20 protein-coding genes are annotated in these 20110 nt (G+C 69.9%); 11 read left to right on the top strand and 9 right to left on the bottom strand.

Features of this window, described 5'->3' with window-relative positions:
• Position 1: 1 nt before the first annotated feature.
• The gene (pruA, locus tag ACZ6DT_RS05440) at positions 2–1639 is read right to left on the bottom strand and encodes an L-glutamate gamma-semialdehyde dehydrogenase (RefSeq protein WP_465589088.1); all 1638 of its coding nucleotides are present in this window, start codon (positions 1637–1639) and stop codon (positions 2–4) included.
• 128 nt (positions 1640–1767) lie between these two features.
• Here pruA and ACZ6DT_RS05435 point away from each other — a divergent pair, with 128 nt between their 5' ends.
• Positions 1768–3363 (top strand): PucR family transcriptional regulator, encoded by a 1596-nt coding sequence (locus ACZ6DT_RS05435; RefSeq protein WP_465590511.1) that lies wholly within the window; start codon positions 1768–1770, stop codon positions 3361–3363.
• 95 nt (positions 3364–3458) lie between these two features.
• Here ACZ6DT_RS05435 and ACZ6DT_RS05430 read toward each other — a convergent pair whose 3' ends face one another.
• From ACZ6DT_RS05430 to ACZ6DT_RS05415, 4 genes are all read right to left on the bottom strand, one after another.
• Positions 3459–4466 (bottom strand): LLM class flavin-dependent oxidoreductase, encoded by a 1008-nt coding sequence (locus ACZ6DT_RS05430; protein ID WP_465589085.1) that lies wholly within the window; start codon positions 4464–4466, stop codon positions 3459–3461.
• A 40-nt stretch (positions 4467–4506) separates the two neighbouring features.
• Positions 4507–4899, bottom strand: a complete 393-nt coding sequence (locus tag ACZ6DT_RS05425; protein WP_465589082.1) for a DUF6221 family protein — start codon at positions 4897–4899, stop codon at positions 4507–4509.
• A gap of 236 nt (positions 4900–5135) precedes the next feature.
• Positions 5136–6158, bottom strand: coding sequence for a DNA polymerase domain-containing protein (locus ACZ6DT_RS05420; protein ID WP_465589079.1), 1023 nt, complete (start codon positions 6156–6158; stop codon positions 5136–5138).
• A gap of 19 nt (positions 6159–6177) precedes the next feature.
• A complete protein-coding gene (locus ACZ6DT_RS05415) occupies positions 6178–6735 on the bottom strand; it encodes a GNAT family N-acetyltransferase (protein WP_465589076.1) in 558 nt (185 codons plus the stop codon).
• 24 nt (positions 6736–6759) lie between these two features.
• Between ACZ6DT_RS05415 and ACZ6DT_RS05410 the strand changes: the two genes are divergently transcribed.
• The 8 genes from ACZ6DT_RS05410 to ACZ6DT_RS05375 all read left to right on the top strand — a co-directional run bounded on the left by ACZ6DT_RS05410 (position 6760) and on the right by ACZ6DT_RS05375 (position 13144).
• The gene (locus ACZ6DT_RS05410) at positions 6760–7446 is read left to right on the top strand and encodes a TVP38/TMEM64 family protein (RefSeq protein ID WP_465589073.1); all 687 of its coding nucleotides are present in this window, start codon (positions 6760–6762) and stop codon (positions 7444–7446) included.
• A 180-nt stretch (positions 7447–7626) separates the two neighbouring features.
• Entirely contained in the window at positions 7627–9231 is a 1605-nt protein-coding gene (locus ACZ6DT_RS05405) for a serine/threonine-protein kinase (protein ID WP_465590509.1), read from the top strand.
• Positions 9232–9304: 73 nt separating this feature from the next.
• Complete coding sequence (locus ACZ6DT_RS05400; RefSeq protein WP_465589070.1) at positions 9305–9610, top strand: hypothetical protein; 306 nt, start codon at positions 9305–9307, stop codon at positions 9608–9610.
• A 19-nt stretch (positions 9611–9629) separates the two neighbouring features.
• Positions 9630–10052, top strand: coding sequence for a peptide-methionine (R)-S-oxide reductase MsrB (gene msrB / locus ACZ6DT_RS05395; RefSeq protein ID WP_465589067.1), 423 nt, complete (start codon positions 9630–9632; stop codon positions 10050–10052).
• 93 nt (positions 10053–10145) lie between these two features.
• Positions 10146–10949: a TIGR04222 domain-containing membrane protein gene (locus tag ACZ6DT_RS05390; RefSeq protein WP_465589064.1), complete on the top strand. Its 804-nt coding sequence runs from the start codon at positions 10146–10148 to the stop codon at positions 10947–10949.
• Positions 10950–11062: 113 nt separating this feature from the next.
• Positions 11063–11992 (top strand): TIGR04222 domain-containing membrane protein, encoded by a 930-nt coding sequence (locus tag ACZ6DT_RS05385; protein WP_465589061.1) that lies wholly within the window; start codon positions 11063–11065, stop codon positions 11990–11992.
• Complete coding sequence (locus ACZ6DT_RS05380) at positions 11985–12797, top strand: MbnB/TglH/ChrH family RiPP precursor modification enzyme (RefSeq protein WP_465589058.1); 813 nt, start codon at positions 11985–11987, stop codon at positions 12795–12797. The genes ACZ6DT_RS05385 and ACZ6DT_RS05380 overlap by 8 nt, the downstream gene beginning before the upstream one ends.
• On the top strand, positions 12794–13144 hold the full coding sequence (locus ACZ6DT_RS05375) for an SCO6045 C-terminal-like domain-containing protein (protein ID WP_465589055.1): 351 nt from the start codon (positions 12794–12796) through the stop codon (positions 13142–13144). The genes ACZ6DT_RS05380 and ACZ6DT_RS05375 overlap by 4 nt, the downstream gene beginning before the upstream one ends.
• A gap of 148 nt (positions 13145–13292) precedes the next feature.
• Here ACZ6DT_RS05375 and ACZ6DT_RS05370 read toward each other — a convergent pair whose 3' ends face one another.
• Genes ACZ6DT_RS05370 through hemE form a run of 4 tightly spaced genes read right to left on the bottom strand, consistent with a single transcriptional unit; the run spans position 13293 to position 17818 of the window.
• Positions 13293–14639, bottom strand: a complete 1347-nt coding sequence (locus ACZ6DT_RS05370) for a CoA transferase (RefSeq protein WP_465589052.1) — start codon at positions 14637–14639, stop codon at positions 13293–13295.
• On the bottom strand, positions 14639–15331 hold the full coding sequence (gene hemQ / locus ACZ6DT_RS05365; protein WP_465589049.1) for a hydrogen peroxide-dependent heme synthase: 693 nt from the start codon (positions 15329–15331) through the stop codon (positions 14639–14641). Before hemQ ends, ACZ6DT_RS05370 begins: the two co-directional genes overlap by 1 nt.
• A gap of 25 nt (positions 15332–15356) precedes the next feature.
• Positions 15357–16739 (bottom strand): protoporphyrinogen oxidase, encoded by a 1383-nt coding sequence (gene hemG, locus ACZ6DT_RS05360; RefSeq protein ID WP_465590506.1) that lies wholly within the window; start codon positions 16737–16739, stop codon positions 15357–15359.
• Positions 16740–16744: 5 nt separating this feature from the next.
• The gene (gene hemE / locus ACZ6DT_RS05355) at positions 16745–17818 is read right to left on the bottom strand and encodes a uroporphyrinogen decarboxylase (protein ID WP_465589046.1); all 1074 of its coding nucleotides are present in this window, start codon (positions 17816–17818) and stop codon (positions 16745–16747) included.
• A gap of 88 nt (positions 17819–17906) precedes the next feature.
• On the opposite strand from hemE, the gene ACZ6DT_RS05350 reads away from it, so the two are divergent.
• On the top strand, positions 17907–18470 hold the full coding sequence (locus tag ACZ6DT_RS05350) for a DUF3000 domain-containing protein (protein WP_465589044.1): 564 nt from the start codon (positions 17907–17909) through the stop codon (positions 18468–18470).
• Positions 18471–19393: 923 nt separating this feature from the next.
• On the top strand, positions 19394–20110 hold the full coding sequence (locus ACZ6DT_RS05345) for a response regulator transcription factor (RefSeq protein ID WP_034318331.1): 717 nt from the start codon (positions 19394–19396) through the stop codon (positions 20108–20110).

The following is a 20110-nucleotide window of genomic DNA, read 5'->3' as shown; positions in this document are numbered from 1 at the left end:
CTCAGCCCTGGTGGGGGTAACGGACGCTGGTAGGCGGAACGAAGGTCTCCTTGACCGAGCGCGGGCTCGTCCAGCGGAGCAGGTTGAACACCGAACCGGCCTTGTCGTTGGTGCCGGAAGCGCGGGCACCGCCGAAGGGCTGCTGGCCGACGACCGCGCCGGTCGGCTTGTCGTTGACGTAGAAATTGCCGGCGGCGAAGCGCAGCGCCTCGGACGCTTTCGCGACGGCCGTGCGGTCGTTCGCGATGACCGCGCCGGTGAGCGCGTAGTCGGCGGTCTCGTCGATCAGCTTCAGGACGTTGTCGTATCCCTCGTCGGTGTCGTCGGAGTAGACGTGCAGCGCGAGGATCGGGCCGAAGTACTCGGTGCGGAAGATCTCGTGCTTCGGGTTGTCCGAAACCAGGATCGTCGGGCGCACGAAGTAGCCGACGCTGTCGTCCGCGGTGCCACCGGCGATGACGTCGATCTCGGGGTCCTCGGCGGCGCTGGCCAGCACGGCCGCGTGCTTGTCGAAGGCGCGGCGGTCGATCACGGCACCACCGAAGTTGTCCAGGTCGTTGACGTCGCCGTAAGTGATGGCTTCGGTCTCGGAGACCAGCTCGTCCTTCAGGCTCGCCCAAAGCGAACGCGGGACGTAGGCGCGGGACGCGGCCGAGCACTTCTGGCCCTGGTACTCGAAGGCGCCGCGGATCAGCGCGGTGCGCAGGATGTCGACGTCGGCCGAGGCGTGCGCGAGCACGAAGTCCTTGCCGCCGGTCTCGCCGACCAGCCGCGGGTACGTGCGGTAGCCGGAGATGTTGGCGCCGACGGTGGCCCACAGGTGCTGAAAGGTGGGGGTGGAGCCGGTGAAGTGGATCCCGGCCAGGTCGCGGTGGGTCAGGGCGACCTCGGAGACGGCCTTGCCGTCACCCGGAAGCAGGTTGATGACGCCCGGCGGCATGCCGGCCTCTTCGAGCAGCCGCATCAGCATGTGCGCGGCGTAGCTCTGCGTCGGCGACGGCTTCCACAGCACGACGTTGCCCATCAGCGCGGGCGCGGTCGGCAGGTTGCCGGAGATCGCGGTGAAGTTGAACGGGGTGATGGCGTACACGAAGCCCTCGAGCGGACGGTGCTCCATCCGGTTCCAGATACCGGGCGAGCTGACCGGCTGCTCGGCGAGGATCTGGCGGCCGAAGGCGACGTTGAAACGCCAGAAGTCGATCAGCTCGCAGGCGGAGTCGATCTCGGCCTGGAGGGCGGTCTTCGACTGGCCGAGCATGGTGGCGGCGTTCAGCCTGGCGCGCCACGGGCCTGCCAGCAGGTCGGCGGCACGCAGGATGATCGCGGCGCGGTCGTCGAAGGACAGCGCGCGCCAGCCGGGGGCGGCGGCCTTGGCCGCGGCGATCGCGTCGTGGGCGTCCTGCGCGGTCGCGCTGTGGATGACGCCCAGCACCGCCTTGTGGTTGTGCGGCTGGACGACCTCGATCTTCTCGCCGCCGCCCTTGCGCTGCACACCACCGATCGTCGCGGTGATGTCGATGGGGTCGGCGCCGCCCAGCGACTTGAGCGCGCCCTCGAGTTCAGCGCGCTCGGCGCTGCCCGGTGCGTAGTTCAGCACCGGCTCGTTCTTCGGCACGGGGGTCTGGGTCACGGCGTCCACTGACTGCTCCTGACTTCACTTCGCCGGGTAGAGGTCTCACCCCGAACGGTAGACCGGACGGCCCGCCAACGGCTTGTCCGACTGGCTAGAATCAGGGTGACCATCTTGTCCGATCGGCTTAATCGGTGATGACAGCGACTACCCAGACGACCCCTGGAACAGCCTCATTACGGCACGTTCTCGCCACGCTCGGGGAACCGCTGGTCAGGGTGCTGGCGGCGCCTGCCGGGCTCGGCGTCGGCGTGGACGACGTCGTCATCCACGATCCGGAGGACCCGCCCGACGCCCATCCGGGTGACCTCGTCCTGGTGATCGGCGTTCGCGGACGCTCCGCCGCGGGTGCGATCCGGGCGGCGGGACGGTCCGGCGCGGCCGCCGTCGCGGTCAAGAACGGCATGGCCGTCGTGAACGTCGCGGCCGACGCGGGGATCGCGCTGATCGAAGTCGGCCACGAAGCGCGCTGGGAGCAGGTCGAGGCGTTGGCCAGGGGCGTCGTCGACGCGGCCCGCGCGGGTGGCGAAGCGGACAGCGGCGAAGTGCTCGGCGACCTGTTCTCGCTCGCACAGACCATCGCGACGCTGACCGGTGGCCTCGTCAGCATCGAGGACACCGCGAGCCGCGTGCTGGCCTACTCACGGGCGGGCGACGAGGTGGACGAACTGCGCAGGCTCTCGATTCTCGGCAGGGAAGGTCCGGAACGGTACCTCGCGATGCTGCGCGAATGGGGTGTCTACCAGCGGCTTCGCGCCGGTGAGGGGATCGTCCGCATCGACGAGCGGCCCGATCTCGGCATCCGGCGGCGGATCGCGGCCGGCATTCACGCCGGGTCGCAGCCGCTCGGCACGATCTGGGTCCAGGAGGGCGCGCATCCGCTCACCGAAAGCGCCGAAGTCGCCTTGCTCGGCGCGAGCCGGGCGCTCGCGCCGCAGCTGATCCGGCACCGGACCTTGCCCAGCCCGGAACTCCGGTTGCGCGAGGACCTGCTGGCGGGACTGCTCGACGGCCGTCTCGACGTGGAATCCGTCGCCGACGACATCGGCGCGGATCCCGGCAAACCCGCGATGGTGCTGGGGTTCTCGCTCCCCCGCGACCGGGCCGCGACCGACCGGCAGCTGCGCCGGGCGGAGCTGGTGCACCTGATCACCGTGCACACCGCCGCGTACCGGCGGAGCGCGCTGGTGAGTGTGATCGGCGGCCGCGTCTACGCGCTCCTTCCCGACCTCCCCGAGCACGCCGAGACGCGGATCCTGGCGCTGGCCAAGGAAATCGTCGGCACCGCGCAACGGCATCTCGACGTCCGGGTGCGCGCGGCGCTGGGCGGTGTCGTGCCGCGTCTCTCCGACGCGGCCGCCTCGCGTGGCGACGCGGACCGTGTGCTGGCGACGATGGCGCGCGGGCACGGGACCGCCGACGTCGCCTCGCTGGCCGACGTCCGCGCCGAGGTCCTGCTCTCGGAGGTACTCGCCTTCCTGAGCGAACAACCGAGGATCCGTGATCCGCGGCTGGCCGACCTGGTCGCGCACGACGCCGAACACGGCGGCATCCTGGTGCCCGCGGTACTCGCCTACCTCGACGCGTTCGGCGACGTGCGGAAGGCGGCGCGCGAGCTGAACATCCACCCGAACACGGTCCGCTACCGGGTGCGCCGCGCCGGCGAGGTGTCCGGCATCGACCTGGACGACCCCGCGCAGCGCATGCTCACCCAGCTTCTGCTGCGCCTCTAGTGTCGGGCCAACCGGAGATCAAGCGGCGGCAGGGGCACCCGTCCGCTCACGGCGCGAGGCCGACTCGGCGGTCATGGCCGTGACACTGGCGAAAGTCACGACACGGCGGCGAAGCCGCGCAGTCCGGCGACCTCGGCCAGCCCGCGATAGGAATCCAGCCGCTCCGCCTGGTCGAAAGTGCTGGTGGTCACCAGGATCTCATCGGCGCCGGTCTTGGCGACGAGGTCGGCCAGCCGGTCACCTATCTCATCGGGAGTGCCGGCGAGCTGACCGTCGAGCGCCCGGTCCAGCCGCTCCCGATCGCGGTCCGACTGCGCCCCGGCGAGGATCTCCTCCACCGGCGAAAGCGGCGGGAAGACGCCGTGCGTGCGCGAGTAGACCGTCGACCACGCTTCGGGGATCAGCAACCGCCGGGCCCGCTCGGTCGTCTCGGCGACCGCGATCGCCGTGGACACCACGACGTACGGTCGCGAAGCCTGCGCGGAAGGACGGAAGCCGGAGCGATAGCCCTCGATGGCTTCGAGCAGCGGCCCTTCGCCCCGGACCGGCGCGATCACCAGCGGCAGTCCCAGTTCCGCGGCCAGCTTCGCCCCGGCACCGGTGGCCAGCAGGAACGCGGGCACGCGCAGACCTTCCGCGGGAATGGCGTGCACGCCCGGATACGCCGTCTGGTCGCCCGTGAGGAAGCCCAGCAGTTCCCGGACCTGGTCACCGAAGCGGTCGGCGTCGTCCTTCTCGTGCCCGAGCGCCTGCCGGACGCCGCCGGTGAACCCGACCGACCGGCCCAGCCCCATGTCGATCCGGCCGGGGAAGAGTGCTTCGAGCACGCCGAACTGTTCCGCGACCACGAGCGGCCGGTGGTTCGGCAGCATCACACCGCCGGTGCCGACCCGGATCCGCTCGGTCGCCGAGGCGACCGCGGCCGCCAGCACCGTGGGCGCCGTGCCCGCGACGCCGGGCACGCTGTGATGTTCGGAGACCCAGAACCGGTGATAGCCCAGCGCTTCGATGTCCCGAGCGAAGGCGACCGTGTCCCGCAGGGCGCGGGGCGCGTCGCCGCCGCGGCGGGTCGGGGACCGGTCGAGTACCGAAAGCGTGATCACTCTCGGGTCAACGCGTCCGGGCCGGCCGGGCATTCCCCGCTCAGGGTCGCCAGCGCTCGCTGTAGTCCGGGTGGTCGGCGTGCGGCAGGGCCAGCAGCCGCAGGGTGAGGCACCAGTTCGTCCCGGCCTCGTCGGCGGGGACGTGGCAGGTCTCGCACCAGTACTCGTTGCCGTACAAGGGGAATCCCGGGACCTTCTCGGAAACCGTGGTGCGGTGCGCCTGCAGGAGCCGCCGGGTCGCCTCGATCTCGTTGATCATCTGGTTGACCGTGTCGAGTTCGATGTCGTTCAGCGAACGGATCTTCTTTTCGATGACGACCTTGGTCTCACCACGATTGAGCGATTCGCTGATCTCGGTTTTCTTGACCGCCTGCATGATCAACGCCTGGCGTTGCCCCACACGCGCGGCGAGAAAGGCGATCAGGTCGTCCACGGGTACTCCTTCGTCCTCCCCCAGCCTAGTGTTCGGAGGGAAATGTCGCTGGCAGGAAGCCCGGCGTTACGGCGGGGTCCCGCGCGTCACACAGTCTCGTATCGATCCACCGCGCGACGGTGACTGGTTTCTGGATCGACACGAAAGCGCAATCACTCCGGGAGCAAAACGAAGAAAAGAACGCGGATGGTTCACGGATACGGCACGCGTCGTCACGAAATGCGTTGCCGGTCCGGCTAGGCGGTGTCGTCCCGCGCCTTGCTGGGCTGGACGCGCTTCGGCTCGCCCGGCATCTTCGGGTAGTCCGGCGGATACGGCATCTCGCCAAGGCCGTGGTCGCGTTCGTCCCGCGCGTACCACTCCAGCAGGGCCTCGATGCCGAACGCGCGCTCGTCCATCGGCGCGTGCAAGTCCCCGCGCTCGGCGTAGAAGGCGCCGGCGGTGAGGACGTCGAAGTCGTCCGGGTCCACTTCGGTCAGCAGATCCCACGTCAGCGGCATCGACACCGTCGCGCGCGGCGTGCCGCGGACCGACCACGCCGACGCCACCGTGCGGTCACGCGCGGCCTGGTTGTAGTCGATGAAGACCCGGCCGCCGCGCTCTTCCTTCCACCACGCGATGGTCGCCTTCTCCGGGATCCGGCGCTCGACCTCGCGGCCCAGCGCGATCACCGCGTGCCGGACGTCGATGAAGTCCCACTCCGGCCGGATCCGCACCAGGACGTGTACGCCGCGGCCACCCGAGGTCTTCGGATAGCCGACCAGCCCCGCCGAGTCGAGGACCTCGCGCACCACACCCGCGACCTCGACCGCGCCGGAGAACCCAGCCTCGTCGGGCGGGTCCACGTCGATGCGGAGCTCGTCGGGATGGTCGACGTCGGGCCGCCGCACCGGCCACGGGTGGAAGTCGAAGGTGCCCAGGTTCGCCGCCCAGGCGAACACGGCGGGCTCGGTGGGGCAGACCTCTTCGGCGGTCCGGCCCGACGGGAAGGTGATCTTCGCGGTCTCCACCCAGTCCGGGGCGCCCTTCGGCACGCGCTTGGCGTAGAACCACTCACCCTCGACGCCGTCGACATAGCGCTTCAGCGTCGTGGGCCGCTCCCCGATCGCGCGCAGCAGTGGCTCGCCGACCGCGACGTAGTGCTCCACGACCTGGCGCTTCGTGATCCCCCTGGCCGGGAAGTACACCTTGTCCGGGCTGGACACGCGGACCTTGCGCTCGCCTGCCTCGACCTCGATCGGCTCACCGTTCTTGGGCATGCGCCCACCGTATCGCCGATCAGGGCCGGGGATCCGTCGCCAGAACGGCCATCGTGAGGACGTCATGCCATTCGCCGTCCCACCACAGCGCTTCTCGCTGGAGACCCTCATGGACGAACCCGGCCTTCTCGTAGACCCGCCGCGCCCGTGGGTTGTAGTCGAAGACCTCGAGTGACACGCGGTTCAGGCCGACGACGTCGAAGGCGTAACCCAGCAGGAGCTTCGTCGCCTCGGTGCCGTAACCCTTCCCGAAGACGTCGGGGCCGGTCAGCGCGATCCTGAAGGCCCCGGAGCGGTTGTGCTCGTCGATGTCGGAAAGCACCACGTCACCGAGGTAGGCGCGGTCTTCCTTGCGGAGGATCGCGTAATCCGCCCGGTCTTCCAGTCCCGGCCTCGATGCCAGGAACCGGTGGATCTGTTCCTCGGTGAACTTCGTGTGCGTGCCGGTCAACCGGATGACCTCCGGGTGCCGCACCGCTTCCCAAGCGGCTGCGAAGTAGGAGTCGTCGAGCTGCGTCAGCACGACGTTCTCGCCGTTGAGTTCGGGCTGCGTCCGCAGCGCCTCGGTGTCGATCACAGCGAATACCGTACGGTGGACGCAGTGTCCGGCCGTACCAGATTACTCCTCGCGCTCCCCGTGCTCGCCGTCTTCGTGACGGCCGCGGTGCTGCTGCCGATCCCGAGTCCGGCCGGGCTGCGGACCTGGGCGGCCGAAACGGGCCCGGCCACGCCGCTGGTGTTCTTCCTGGCCTACTCGGTACTCACCGTGGCGCCGATCCCCCGCACCGTGTTCAACCTGGCGGGCGGGCTGCTGCTCGGCGCCACGACGGGCATCGCCGTCGGCATCCTGGCGACCATCGTCGCCTCCGCGCTCTCCTTCACCCTTTCGAGGGCACTCGGCCGCGATCTTGTCACCCGGCACCTGCATCGGGCGAAGGTTCGCGCCGTCAACGACCGGCTTTCCGGCGGCGGAGTACTGGCGATCACCTCCTTACGGCTGATCCCGATGGTGCCGTTCGCTCCGTTCAGTTACCTGTGCGGAGTGTCATCGGTCCGTTTCACCCCGTATCTGATCGGGACCGCGCTCGGCAGCCTGCCGGGCACGATCGCGGTCGTCGTCCTCGGTGACGCGCTGACCGGGGAAACCCCGCCCGCCCTGCTGATCTGTTACGCCGTGTTCGCCGCCGCGGGGGCCATCGGACTGCTCAAGGTCTTCCGGCGGAAAGCCCGTCCGGTGCCCGGAATGAGCGACGAGGAAGAATTGCCCGCCTCCGCACCGGCGAGCTGACGGGGCGCCGAAACCGCCGCCCGCTACACTCGATCGGGTGCGCGGGACCCGTCAGGTCGCGTAACGCCACCATCACCCGGGATGTGTTCGTCAAAGAATGTGTCAGGAGCAGTCGCCATCGACACCGGTCAGCTGATCGCTGGGCACTACCGCCTGGTCGAGCAAATTGGTAGCGGTGCCATGGGGGTGGTCTGGCGTGCCATCGATGTCCGCCTCGAGCGCTCGGTGGCGGTCAAGCAGATCCTCCCGCAGCCGGGTGTCTCCGAGGCCGAACGCGACAACATGCGCCAGCGCGCCATGCGCGAGGCGAAGAACGCGGCCCGTTTCCAGCATCCGAACGCGATCGTGGTGTTCGACATCGCCGAGCACGGCGGCGATCCCTGCCTGGTGATGGAATACCTGAACGGCCCGAGCCTCTCGGCGATCATCTCCGGGGAAGGCACGCTGCCGCTGGGGCGCGTGGCGAAGATCGGCGAGCAGGTCGCGTCGGCGCTGGTCGCCGCACACCGCGCCGGGATCGTGCACCGCGACGTCAAACCCGGGAACATCCTGATCGACGAGTCCGGCACCGCGAAGATCACCGACTTCGGCATCTCGCGCGCGGCCGGCGACATGACGCTCACCCAGACCGGACTGATCGGCGGCACCCCGGCCTACCTCGCGCCCGAGCTGGCGCGCGGCTCGGACCCGGTGCCCAGCTCCGACGTCTTCGCGCTCGGCGCGACGCTCTACCAGGCGATCGAGGGCCAGACGCCGTACGGGAACAGCTCCAATCAGCTGGCATTGCTGTACGCGGCCGCGAACGGGCAGATCAACCCGCCGCAGCAGGCGGGCCCCGCGACGGCGCTGCTGATGAGCCTTCTGCGCACCGAGCCGACCGAACGCCCGACCATGGCCGAGGCCCGTGAGCGCCTCGCCGCGCTGGCGGCGAACGAATCCGCCGCGGGCACGGCGGCGTCGCCGCGGCTCTTCGGAGCGGGTGGCGGTAGACAGCCTGCCGTGCCCGACACCCCGGGGCACGGCATCCCGGGCGCGGACCGGCCGCCGTGGCAACGGACCGACAAGCCGGCGCAACCCGCCGCGGCGGCTCCTCCGCCGCTCACCAAGACACACACGCCGACGGCCGCCTTCATGCCGATGCGTTCGCCGTCCGCTCCGCCGAACACGCCGCCGCGTCCGGTCGCCGCGATGAGCCCGCCGCCGTCCGCGGCCGCTCCGACTCGGCCGTCCCCGGCCAAGCCGTCCGACGCCAAACGCAAGGCCGTCCTGTTCGCGGGCGCCGGTGCCGCGGTCGTGGTGATCGCCGTGATCGTGTTCCTGGTGCTGAATTCGAGCAACGGGGCCAGCCCCCAGGCGGGCGACAACACCGGGGCCAACCCGCGGCCCAGCGTCTCGGCGCCCAAGTCGAGTGCCCCGTCTTCGTCGCGTGCCGCGCCGGCGGGCTTGGGGAAGACCCCCAGCGACAGGATCACGAGCTACTCGAGCGTGGGTGCTTTCGTCCTCGACTTCTTCGACACGGGCAGCATCGGGACATCCACGAGCTGGAACATGCTCACGGATGCCGCGAAGGAGGTCTACGGTTCGGAGCAGGCTTTCGCCGAATACTGGAGCACCCACAAGGTCACCGGCGCTGAGACCGCCCGGGCGGACAAGGGCGGCGGCAACGCCGATGGCTCGATCGACATGAACGTCACACTGAACAAGGGACCCCGTCCGGCGCTGCGCGTGGTCCAGGTCGACGGGAAGTATCTCATCGACGCCGACACGCGAGTACTCGGCAACTGACGCAGCGTGGCGGTGATGAGACCCGCCTCGCTGGTGGTAGGCCAATCGCCGCTCGTGGCTTACTGTTGCCGGTATGGCCGATAGCGGACCTTTCGGACCTGGACAGAATCCTCGTTTCGACGAGGACCTGGTAGGCCTCGACCCGTACGATCCCGAAGCTCGTGCCTTCGCCGAGCATCTGGACCGCATCGAACGCTGCGGCCCGAACTTCACCGTGGAGGCCTGCCTCGACGGCGTCTCCGATTTCGCCGACTCCAGCAACCGTCTCGGCGGCCTGCGCTGGTGGATTTCGGCACTCGTCGTGGTCCTCATCGTGCTCGGCGTGATGGTCACCGCATGGGACATCATCGGCCGGGCCATCGCGTGGCTCGCGGAGTAACGTGGAACCGGTGAAAGGCATGAAACCCGTTGTCGGAGCCACGCCTCGCGTGGTCAAGTCCGAGCAGGAATGGCGGGAGCAGCTCAGCCCCGACGAGTACGCCGTGCTCCGCAAGGCGGGCACCGAGCGCCCCTTCACCGGGGAGTACACCGACACCGAGACCACCGGTGTCTACGAGTGCCGAGCCTGTGGCGCCGAACTGTTCCGCAGCGACACGAAATTCGAGAGCCATTGCGGCTGGCCCTCGTTCTATGACCCCGCCGACACCGACGCCGTCCTCCTCCGCGAGGACACCGCCATGGGGATGCGCCGGATCGAGGTGCTGTGCAAGTCGTGCCACAGCCACCTCGGGCACGTCTTCGAAGGCGAGGGCTACGACACGCCGACGGATCAGCGGTACTGCATCAACTCGATCTCGCTGAAGCTCGTTCCCGAGTCGTAACCGAACGAAGCCAACCACCGCCCTCCCCGACGCGTTCCCTGTGCACAGGGACAGCGTCCGGGAGGGCTTTCGGGTGGGGAGGCTTGTTGTCGTATGAACGAACCTCGGGGAATCTCCGGACCGGATTTCGGGTGGCTGTACGCCTTGGCCATCACGCTCCCCTTCGCCATCGCGGGGCTTCACACGCTTTGGCTCCGGCGCGGCTTCCACTCCGGCGGCAGGCTGCCGAGCGTGCAGCATGTGGCGGCCTTGGCGGGCGGCACCTCGCGGGTCACCGAAACGGTGGTCGCCGCGATGCTCGAACGCGAACAGGCCCGGGTCGGCGGTTCAGGCAGGCTGTATCGCACGCCGCTGGTCCCGGTCGACCCACTGGGGCTGGAGCTCGCCGGTGAGCTGTCGTCGTTCCCCGACCACGAGCTGCGGACGACGATGAGCCGCGGTCCGGCGATGCGGGCGCTGTGGGCCGACTTGGGCCGCCGCGGCCTGGTCGTCGCGGAAGGACGACGACGGCTCGCGTGGAGGATCACCGCCGCCGTCTACGTCGTCCTTCTCGGAATCGGAACGGCCCGGTGGATCGTCACCGTCGGCACAGTGCTCCTGACCGCGCTTCTCGTCGTCGCGCCGGCCCTGCTGATCGTCACCCTCCGGCTCGGCCGGACCGACTACGAGGGCAGGACCACCGCCGCGGGCCGCGAGGTGCTGGCCGAGGCGGAGACGGATCGAAGCCTCGTTTCCGGTGCGGCGGGTGCGGTGGCCCTCGGCGGCTTCGCCGCGTATCCCGAGCGCGAACTCGCCGGCGTCCTGAGCCGCTACGGCGGCCGACCGGGCAAGGACACTCGCACCTTCGGCTGGGGCGACGGGACCGGTTCGAGTACCTGCGGGACCGGCAGCTACTGACGGTCCAACTGCCGTCGTGAAGGTCCACTCCGGATGTTCGAATGACGGAACCACGACCGGACGGAGAAACGTCCGACCACGGTAAGTGCACCTGCTCGTGAAAGGCCCGTGCGATGGAAGACACCTGGGGCATCCCCGGACCCACTTTCCTGGCGATCTATGGCGCCCTGCTGGTGTTCCCGCTGCTCGTCGGTCTCCTGTGGACGATCGCGGTCAAGCTGGGCCGCAAGGCACCGCGCGCCGCCGTGAGCGGATCGGAGCCGACGGTGTACGAACTCGCCTATCTCGCCGGCGGCCCGGACCGGGTGGTCGACACGGCCATCGCGGCGCTGGTCGACCGCGGGACGTTGCGGGTCAGCAGTTCGAAGCAGCTCCAGCTGACGGGTCCCGAGCCCGCCGACCCGATCGAGAAGGCAGTCGCCAAGGGCGCGCGGCCGGGGTACAACGCCACGACCCGCGGCATTCGCGACCGGCTGCGGATGTCGGGACCGATGCAGGCGTTCGCCAAGGGGCTCGAGCAGCGAGGACTCGTGGTCGCGGACCGGGCGCCTCGGATCCGCCAGGTCGTGTTCTTCCTGTACCTCGCCGTGCTCGTCCTCGGTGTGACGCGCCTGATCGCCGGGATCGCGGGCGATCACCCCGTCGGTTTCCTGATCCCGCTGCTGATCGCGGCCGGATTCGCGACGCTGATCGCGCGGGCGGTCAAGAACAAGCGGTCGGGCCCGCGCCCGACCGGCGAAGGCGCCCGGATCCTTCACCGGGCCAGGTCCGCCCACGGACGGGAGCGCAAGCGCGTGATCCCCAACGCGACCGCGATGGACGGCGCGATGATGGGCGGTGCCGCCGCGGCGGTCGCGTTCGGCGGTCTCTCCTACTACCCCGACGAGGAGCTGAGCGCGGCCCTGATCCCGCCTCCGGTCTCCAGCGGTTTCGGCGGCGGTTCGTCCGGCGGCGGCTCCACGTGCAGTAGCGGCAGCGGAAGCTCGTGCAGCAGCAGCAGCAGCGGCGGAAGTTCCTGCGGAGGTGGCGGCTGTGGTGGCTGAGGGGCCGGGCAGGCTCGGGATCGGCATCGGCTGGCGGCACGAACTGGACCTGTCGATCGCGCGGCTGCCCGGCGTCGACTGGGTCGAGGTCGTCGCCGAAAACCTGCACGCCGGACATCTTCCCGAGACCCTCGTCGCTTTGCGTGACAAGGGAATCCCGGTCCTGCCGCACGCGGTCTCGCTTTCGCTGGGCGGGGCCGAACCGCTGGACACCGCGCGCGTCGAACATCTGGCGGAGGTCACCCGCGAGCTCGGCGCGCCGATGGCCGGCGACCACGTGTGCTTCGTGCGCGCGGGCGGCCTCGACTCGGGGCATCTGATGCCGCTCCCCCGCACCCGGGAGGCACTCGATGTCCTGGTGGACAACGTCAAACTGACGCAGTCCATCGTGGACGTCCCGTTCGCGCTGGAGAACATCGCGGCCGTTCTGGAGTGGCCGGACGCGGAGTTCACCGAAGCGGAGTTCCTCCGGGAGCTGACCGACCGGACCGGCTGCCTGCTGATCATCGACGTCGCCAACCTGTACGCCAACGCCCGCAACCTCGGCACAGATCCCGAACGGTTCCTCGACGAGATCCCGTGGGAGCGGCTGGCGTACACGCATATGGCGGGCGGTGTCGAACGCGACGGCGTCTACCACGACACGCACGCCCATCCGGTGGTGCCGGAGGTGCTGGACCTGCTGCGCGAACTGCGGCGGCGCACCGAGCCGCCGGGTGTTCTGCTGGAGCGCGACGACGACTACCCGCCCGACAGCGAACTGGCGGCCGAGCTGGCCGCGCTCAGGGAAGCGGTCTCGCCGTGACGTCGCCTCGGGAGCGGCTCGCCGCGCGGCAGGCCGAGCTGCTCAAAGCGTTGCTCGCCGGAGGCGACGCTCCGCCGGGCTTCGACGTGGACAGGCTCCGTATCGAGGCGAACGTCCTGAGGAACAAGCAAAGCAGGCTGATCGCCTTCCTTCGCCCGGATCTCGCCGAGGCTCTCGGAGACCGGTTCGGCGCGCTCTTCCGCGAGTACGCGACGAGCAGCCCGAAGACCGACGCGATCCGCGCGCGGGCCTACGCGGACGCTTTCGGCACGTGGCTCGTGGAACGCGGCGAAGTGCCGAAGCCCGCACGCCGGTTCACGAGCTGGCTTCGCCCACGCCGCATTTAGTCCTCTGAATGCGGTTCGTTCACCACGCGGTCGCTCACCGGCACTTCGTGGTCCCGAAGCCCGCCCTGCCGCCGGTGCCCCCGATGCCACATCGGGAGCGCCGAACACGCTAGGAGCGTGCCGCGTTTAGTCCTCTGAATGCGGTGTTCTACCAGACCGGGCGGTCGCTTCCGGGTACGTGCGTCGCTTCCGTCCACTGTGGATTCGAACCGGGCAGCGTGCCCGCCATCGTGACCCGCGTGACCCGGCCGAGCTGACCGTCGACCTCTTCGAGCCATTCGCCGCCGTCGAATCCGGTGGGTCCGGCTTCCTTGCGTCCCAAGGAGTTCAGCCACTCCGCGGTTCCGGCGAGCGAGCTCCGGACATGCTGACTGCCGCCTTCGGTGACCGCACGGCGGACGGCGGTCATGATCGCCGCCGCGGTGAGCCAGCCGGTCGCGTGGTCGAGTGCCTGCACCGGAAGCGGTCCCGGGCCGTCGAGTCCGGCCGTCTTGCCGCCCTCGTCGGCGATCCCGGACGCCATCTGCACCAGGCTGTCGAACCCGCGCCTGCGCGCCCATGGTCCTTCCCAGCCGTAGGCGGACAGGTCCGCGATCACGATCCCCGGCCGGAGTTCCGCGATCGCTTCCGGGGAGAAGCCCTTGGCCACCAGCGACCCCGGCCGGAAACCCTGCAGCACGACGTCGGCGCGGGCGATCAGCTTGCGCAGCCGCGAGCGCCCGGCCTCGGTCTCCAGGTCGACGTACGCCGAGAGCTTGCCCATCCCGGTGTCGACGGCCAGCGGCGGCACGGTCGGCAGCTGGGCCGACCCGATGTGCATGACGGTGGCGCCGTGCGCGGCGAGCACGCGGCCCGCGACCGGTCCGGCGATGACGTGGGTCAGGTCCAGGATCCGCACCCCGCCCAGCGGCCGGCCGGACTCGAACATCCGCACGGGCTCGGACGGCCCGAGCGACCGGATCTCCGCGATGGGCTGCCCGGCGGCCGCCTGCCCTTGCTTGTGCGCCAGCCACTCCTCGCGGGAGCGCAGCACCGCGGCCGCGCCGCCTGCGCCGATCACCGCCGACTCGACCTCGTACTTCGACTTGGCAGCCACGACCTTCTCGAACGCCGCGCGGGTCGCGGGCACGCCCAGGCCCCAGCACACGGCGGAGACGTGCCGCGGGTAGTTGCAGTGCAGCCGCACCCAGCCGTCGTTCGCGCGGTAGTCGCCGGACAACGGCGCGCTGAACGGCACCGGTTCCCCATCGACCCGGATGTACTGCTCGCTGTGGAACGACGCCGCGGCGTGCCGGGTGTCGACCGAGACCTTGCCCGGCTCGATTCCCCGCAGCCGCAGCAGTTCACCGGCGGCCAGCGTCGCGACGGCGATACTCGTGGTCGCCGCCTCCTCGACCCGGAAGGTCCCGGGCAGCACCGACTCCGGGCCGGTGATCTCGACGGCGTCGTCGGCGAGGGTGTCGCCGGTGAGCGTGGTCCAGACGCGGGTGTCCACTAGGGCAGCAGGGCGATCAGCTCGGCCGGGGCCACCTTCGTCCCGGTGTAGAACGGGATCTCCTCGCGCACGTGGAGGCGGGCCTCGGTGCCGCGCAGATGACGCATCAGGTCGACGATGCGGTGCAGTTCGTCGGCCTCGAAGGCCAGGATCCACTCGTAGTCGCCCAGCGCGAACGACGCGACCGTGTTGGCGCGGACGTCCGGATAGTCGCGGGCCTCCTTGCCGTGGTCGGCGAGCATCTTGCGGCGCTCGTCGTCCGGCAGCAGGTACCACTCGTAGGAGCGGACGAACGGGTAGACGCAGATGAACTTGCGGGCCTCTTCACCGGCGAGGAACGCCGGGATGTGGCTCTTGTTGAACTCCGCCGGGCGGTGCAGCGCGACCTGGCTCCACACCGGCACCGAAGCGCGGCCGAGCGGGGTGTGCCGGAAACCGCTGTAGGCCGCCTGGACCTGCTCGATCTCCTCGGCGTGCCACCAGATCAGGTAGTCGGCGTCGGCCCGCAGCCCCGAGAGGTCGTAGACACCGCGGACGACGACGCCCTTGGCCTCCAGCGCGTCGAGGTACTCGGTGGTCTCCGCGGTCGCCTTCGCGCGGTCTTCGCCGAGCTTGCCCTGCTCGGCCCGGAAGACCGACCAGGCGGTGTAGCGGATGGTGTCATTGAGCTCGTTGTAGTTCAGCCGCGCCATACCGCCATCTTGGCACTGCCGGTGCTCAGGAGCCCTCGTGGGTCGGTGTGATCCCGGCGATGCGGCGGGCGGCCGCGTCGGCGGTGGCGATACACGCCGGGAGTCCGACGCCGTGGAGCGTCGCGCCCGCCACGGCGAGCCCCGGGACGTCCGCGACGGCGCGTTCGATCCGTTCGACGAGTTCGAGATGCCCGGTGCCGTACTGCGGGAGCCCGCCGCCCCATCGGGTCACGAGGGTGTCGATCGGTTCGGCGGTGACACCGGTCAGGCGGGCCAGATCGTCACGGACCACGCGGACGAGTTCGTCGTCGTCGGCGTGCAGCGCCCCCGGCTCACCGAAACGGCCGACCGAGCCACGCACCAGCACCGGACCGTCGCCGTACTGCGCCCACTTGCGGGAGGAGAAGGTGAACGCCTTGGCGGCGAACGGCTTCCCGGCCGCGTCCTGTTCACCCGCGCCGATCAGCACCCCGGACGACTCCGGCAGTGCGGTACCCGGCGGAAGCGCGAGCGCGATCACCGCCATCGACGCGAGTTCGACCTCGGCGAACGCCGAAGACGCCACTCCCACGACGCCGTCGAGCAGCCGCCGGGCCGAAGGCGCCGGGACGGCGAGAAGAACGGAGTCAGCGTCGAGGTCGTCGACCTTCCAGCCGCCGGTGGAGATGCGCTCGAGCGCCGTCACCGTGGTCCCGGTCCGGATCTCGGCGCGGGACAGCTCCGCGAGCCGGGCGATCAGCGTCCCGAGGCCGCCCAGCAAAGTGCCGAAGACCGGCGCCGTACTCGGCGAGGCGGGCATGAGCGAGGCGGCGCCTTCGGTGAGCGAGCGTGCGCCGCGATCGATCGCGGACGCGAGCCCGGGCATCGTCGCGCGCAGTCCGAGGCCGTCCGCTCCCCCGGCGTAGACCCCGCCGAGCAGCGGATCGACGAGCCTGTCGACCAGTTCGTCGCCGAAACGCTCGCGCAGCAGCGGGCCGAGCGGCACGTCCCCGGCGGGCAGCTCCACCGGCGACAGCGACGACTCGGCCTCCACCAGGGCGCGGCCCTTCTCCGACAGCACCCCCGCGACCGCGTCGGCCGAGGCGGGAACGCCCATGACCGTGCCCGGCGGCAGGCCGAGCACGGATCCGCCGGCGTGGATCTTGGCGCGGGCCTTGGTGGGGTGGACGAGGCTTTCGCCCAGCCCGATCTCGCGGACCAGGGCGAGCGCCTCGGGACGGCGGGCGAGGAAGGCCTCCGCTCCGACGTCATAGCGTTCGCCGGCGAGTTCGACCGTGCGGAGCTTCCCGCCGAGGGAGTCCGTCGCTTCGAAGACGACGATCCTGGCGTCTTCGCCGAGCAGCGTCCGCAGCCGGTACGCCGCGGTCAGTCCCGAGATACCGCCACCGACGACGGCGACGGTGTTCACGGGCTTCACGGCTGGAGCTCGTGCACCAGCCCGACCACGCGCGTCAAGACGTCCGGGTCGACGCCGGGCAGTACGCCGTGGCCGAGGTTGAAGATGTGACCGTCGGCCGCGCGGCCCTCGGCGTGGATGCGCCGGACCTCCGCTTCGAGCACCGGCCAGGACGCGTGCAGCAGCGCCGGATCGAGGTTGCCCTGGACGACACCGCCGCCGAGCCGGCGGACCGCTTCGTCGAGCGGGATGCGCCAGTCGACGCCGACCACGTCGGCACCCGCGTCGCGCATGGCCATCAGCAGCTCGCCGGTGCCGACGCCGAAGTGGATCCGGGGGACGCCGTAACGCGCGACCGCGGACAGCACCTTCGCCGAATGCGGCAGGACGAACTCGCGGTAGTCCCGCTCCGAGAGCGCGCCCGCCCACGAGTCGAACAGCTGGATCGCGTCGGCCCCGGCGTCCAGCTGCGCGGACAGGAAGGTGATCGCCATGTCCGCGAGGCGCCCGGCCAGTTCGTGCCACAGCTCCGGCTCGGAGTGCATGAGCGCCTTGGTGTGCTCGTGGTTGCGGCTCGGGCCACCCTCGATGAGATAGGACGCCAGGGTGAACGGCGCGCCCGCGAAGCCGATCAGCGGCGTCTCGCCGAGTGACCCGACCAGCAGCCGGACCCCTTCGGCGACCCGCTCCACCTGTTCCGGGTCCAGCACCGGCAGCGCGCGCACGCCCGCGGCGTCGCGGATCGGCTCGGCGACGACCGGTCCGGTGCCCGCGACGATGTCGATGTCGAGGCCCGCCGCCTTGAGCGGGACGACGATGTCACTGAAGAGGATGGCCGCGTCGACGCCGTGACGGCGGACCGGCTGGAGCGTGATCTCGGCGAGCATCTCGGGGTCGAAGCAGGCGTCGAACATCGAGGTGCCCTCGCGCAGCGCCCGGTACTCGGGCAGCGACCGGCCAGCCTGGCGCATGAACCAGACGGGGGTGTGGGCCGGGCGTTCGCCGCGCGCGGCGGCCAGGAACGGCGCACCGGGCAGGGCGCGACGGGCCGCGGGAACGGTCTGCGCGGGAGAAGCAACTGAAGGAGACATCACGGTTCATGGTGCCATGGGCGCTCAGGGGCCTCACTCTCGGCGCGTCTGCGCCCCGAACGGGACGATCGCGTCCTACAGTCGGTTGGTGACCGCGATGACATCAGTACCCGATCTCTTCCGTGAAGCCGTCGCGGCGTTGCAATCGGTCCGGCCCCGCCCCGAAGTGCAGCTGGAGACGATGCGCCCGCCGCAGCGGCTGGCGCCGTGGTCCTACGCGGTGAGCTGCGAGGTGGAAGGACCGGCGGACGTGCTGGCGTCGGGACGGCTGGTGCTGCTGCACGATCCGGACGGCCAGGAGGGCTGGGACGGGGTTCTGCGGCTGGTCATGTACGTCCGCGCGGAACTCGACCGCGAACTGGCGACCGATCCCTTCCTGCCCGCCGTGGGCTGGTCTTGGCTGACCGACGCGCTGGAGAGCTCCGGCGCGGATTGGACGGCGCTGGGCGGCACCGTCACCGAGACGTCCTCGGCGCGCTTCGGCGACATCTCCGGGCCCGCTCGCACCGACGATCTGGAACTCCGGGCTTCCTGGACGCCGACCGACGCCGCGCTGCGGCCGCACGGGCAGGCCTTCTGCCAGGTGATGGCGAGTGTCGTCGGGCTGCCGCCGGTCGGCGTGACCCTCTTCGAGCAGCGCCAGTCCTCCTGAAGACCGGTTAAAGAGCCTCTGCAAGATCCGTGAAGGCCTCCTTGAGGGACTCTGGGTCCCTCAAGGAGGCCTTCACGGACTCGACATCGGGCCCGACACGCCGGATCCCGGCAATCGAGACATAGCATTCGGGTTATTTTGCGAGTTCCGGCCAGCTAGCGTCGCTAGGAAAGCTAGCGATACTAAAGGTCCCTTGCTATCGCCGGCGGATCGGCGACCCAAGTACATGAAGGACCCCTTCATGGCGTCTAGCGCAAGTAAGGGGTCCTTCATGTACTTGCGAAGACCCGCGAAGCGGCCGAAGGCGCTCATACGCGAGGGCCTTAGAGCGTCCACACGCCGCCGAGGCGCCCTTCGCGGCCATCTGGACTAGACCAGCCCCGACCAGCGCGGAGCCGCTCGCACAGAGGTCTGAACCACCTCGTTCGTGCTAACCCTGCGATCACCGTCCGCAACAAGATCAACGCGGCCCGAAGCGCCCCCGAGGACCCCTCGAAGCCTTTCCGGAGCGTGACCATCGCAGTCACTGAGCGGAGCGATCATGACTCTCCGCGAAGTTGATCAAGCCCCACGCCCAAGGCGGATTCCGGGCTCCGGCACACTGCTCTCCGAGCGTCCCGGGCAGAGGCACCGGCAGGTGCACGGCTCATCTGCACAGTCGGTTGGGCCCCGGTATCCCCAGTGCATCGTGCTCGTTCGGCGATCTGTTAGCCACCGGCTGTGTACTAGCCCGATCGTGTTACGACGAACTCCCTGAGTGACCACTGGTTTGAGATAGATACCCATTCGATCCCCCCGTGAAGGCCTCAGGGCGGCTACAGTGCCATCGACGACACCACTTTCGGTCTAAAGCTGGCGCGGCTGAACGGCCGAAAGTCCCGGTGCCGGTCGGGGGGCACGACCGACTCCAGGGAGGTAGTGACGTGGCTACCGTCGGCATTTCTCAGGCCGTCCGATCCACGCCAGCCGGTTCATTGCCGGCGAGCATGGTTCCGCACCCGCGGGAAGAGCTTTTTTCCGTGTTGGTGGTCGATGACCACCCGCTGTTGAGGGAGGCAATCTCAGCAAGACTCGCACAGATGGGTGCGGGCACCGTCCACGAGGCCGCCACGGTGGCCGAGGCGAGGGCGCGAGCACAGGCCACTGGGCCTTGTGATCTGGCGATCCTCGATCTCGGACTGCCGGATGGCAGCGGCATCGAGCTGGTTACGGAACTCCGTAGCCATGGCTGGCCTCGAGTAGTGGTGCTCGCTTCATCAGACGACCCGTACGCGGTCAGGTCGGCGTTCCAGGCCGGCGCCCAGGCATACCTGCTCAAGTCGGCATCGCCGGTCGTAGTGACCGACGGCGTCCGCAGGGTGCTCGAGGGCGGCGTCTACGCGGACCCGAGCGTCGCACCGGTCCTGGCCACCGGTACCCGAGTCGCCGGCACCGACAACACCCCGCGCGAGCTTTCCGCGCGCGAGGTCGAGGTGCTGCAACTCGTCGCCGACGGCCAGAGCAACAAGGAGATCGGTGAGGAACTCAGCCTCTCCGCTCTCACGGTGAAGTCTCACCTCTCCCGCATCGGGCGCAAGCTCGGCACGGGTGACCGGGCTCAGATGGTGGCGCTGGCCATGCGTGCCGGCGTGATCCGCTGA

Source organism: Amycolatopsis sp. NPDC041971, from assembly GCF_055588925.1.
The sequence above is the reverse complement of the archived record's forward strand: the minus strand, read 5'-3'. Positions and strand labels throughout refer to the sequence as shown.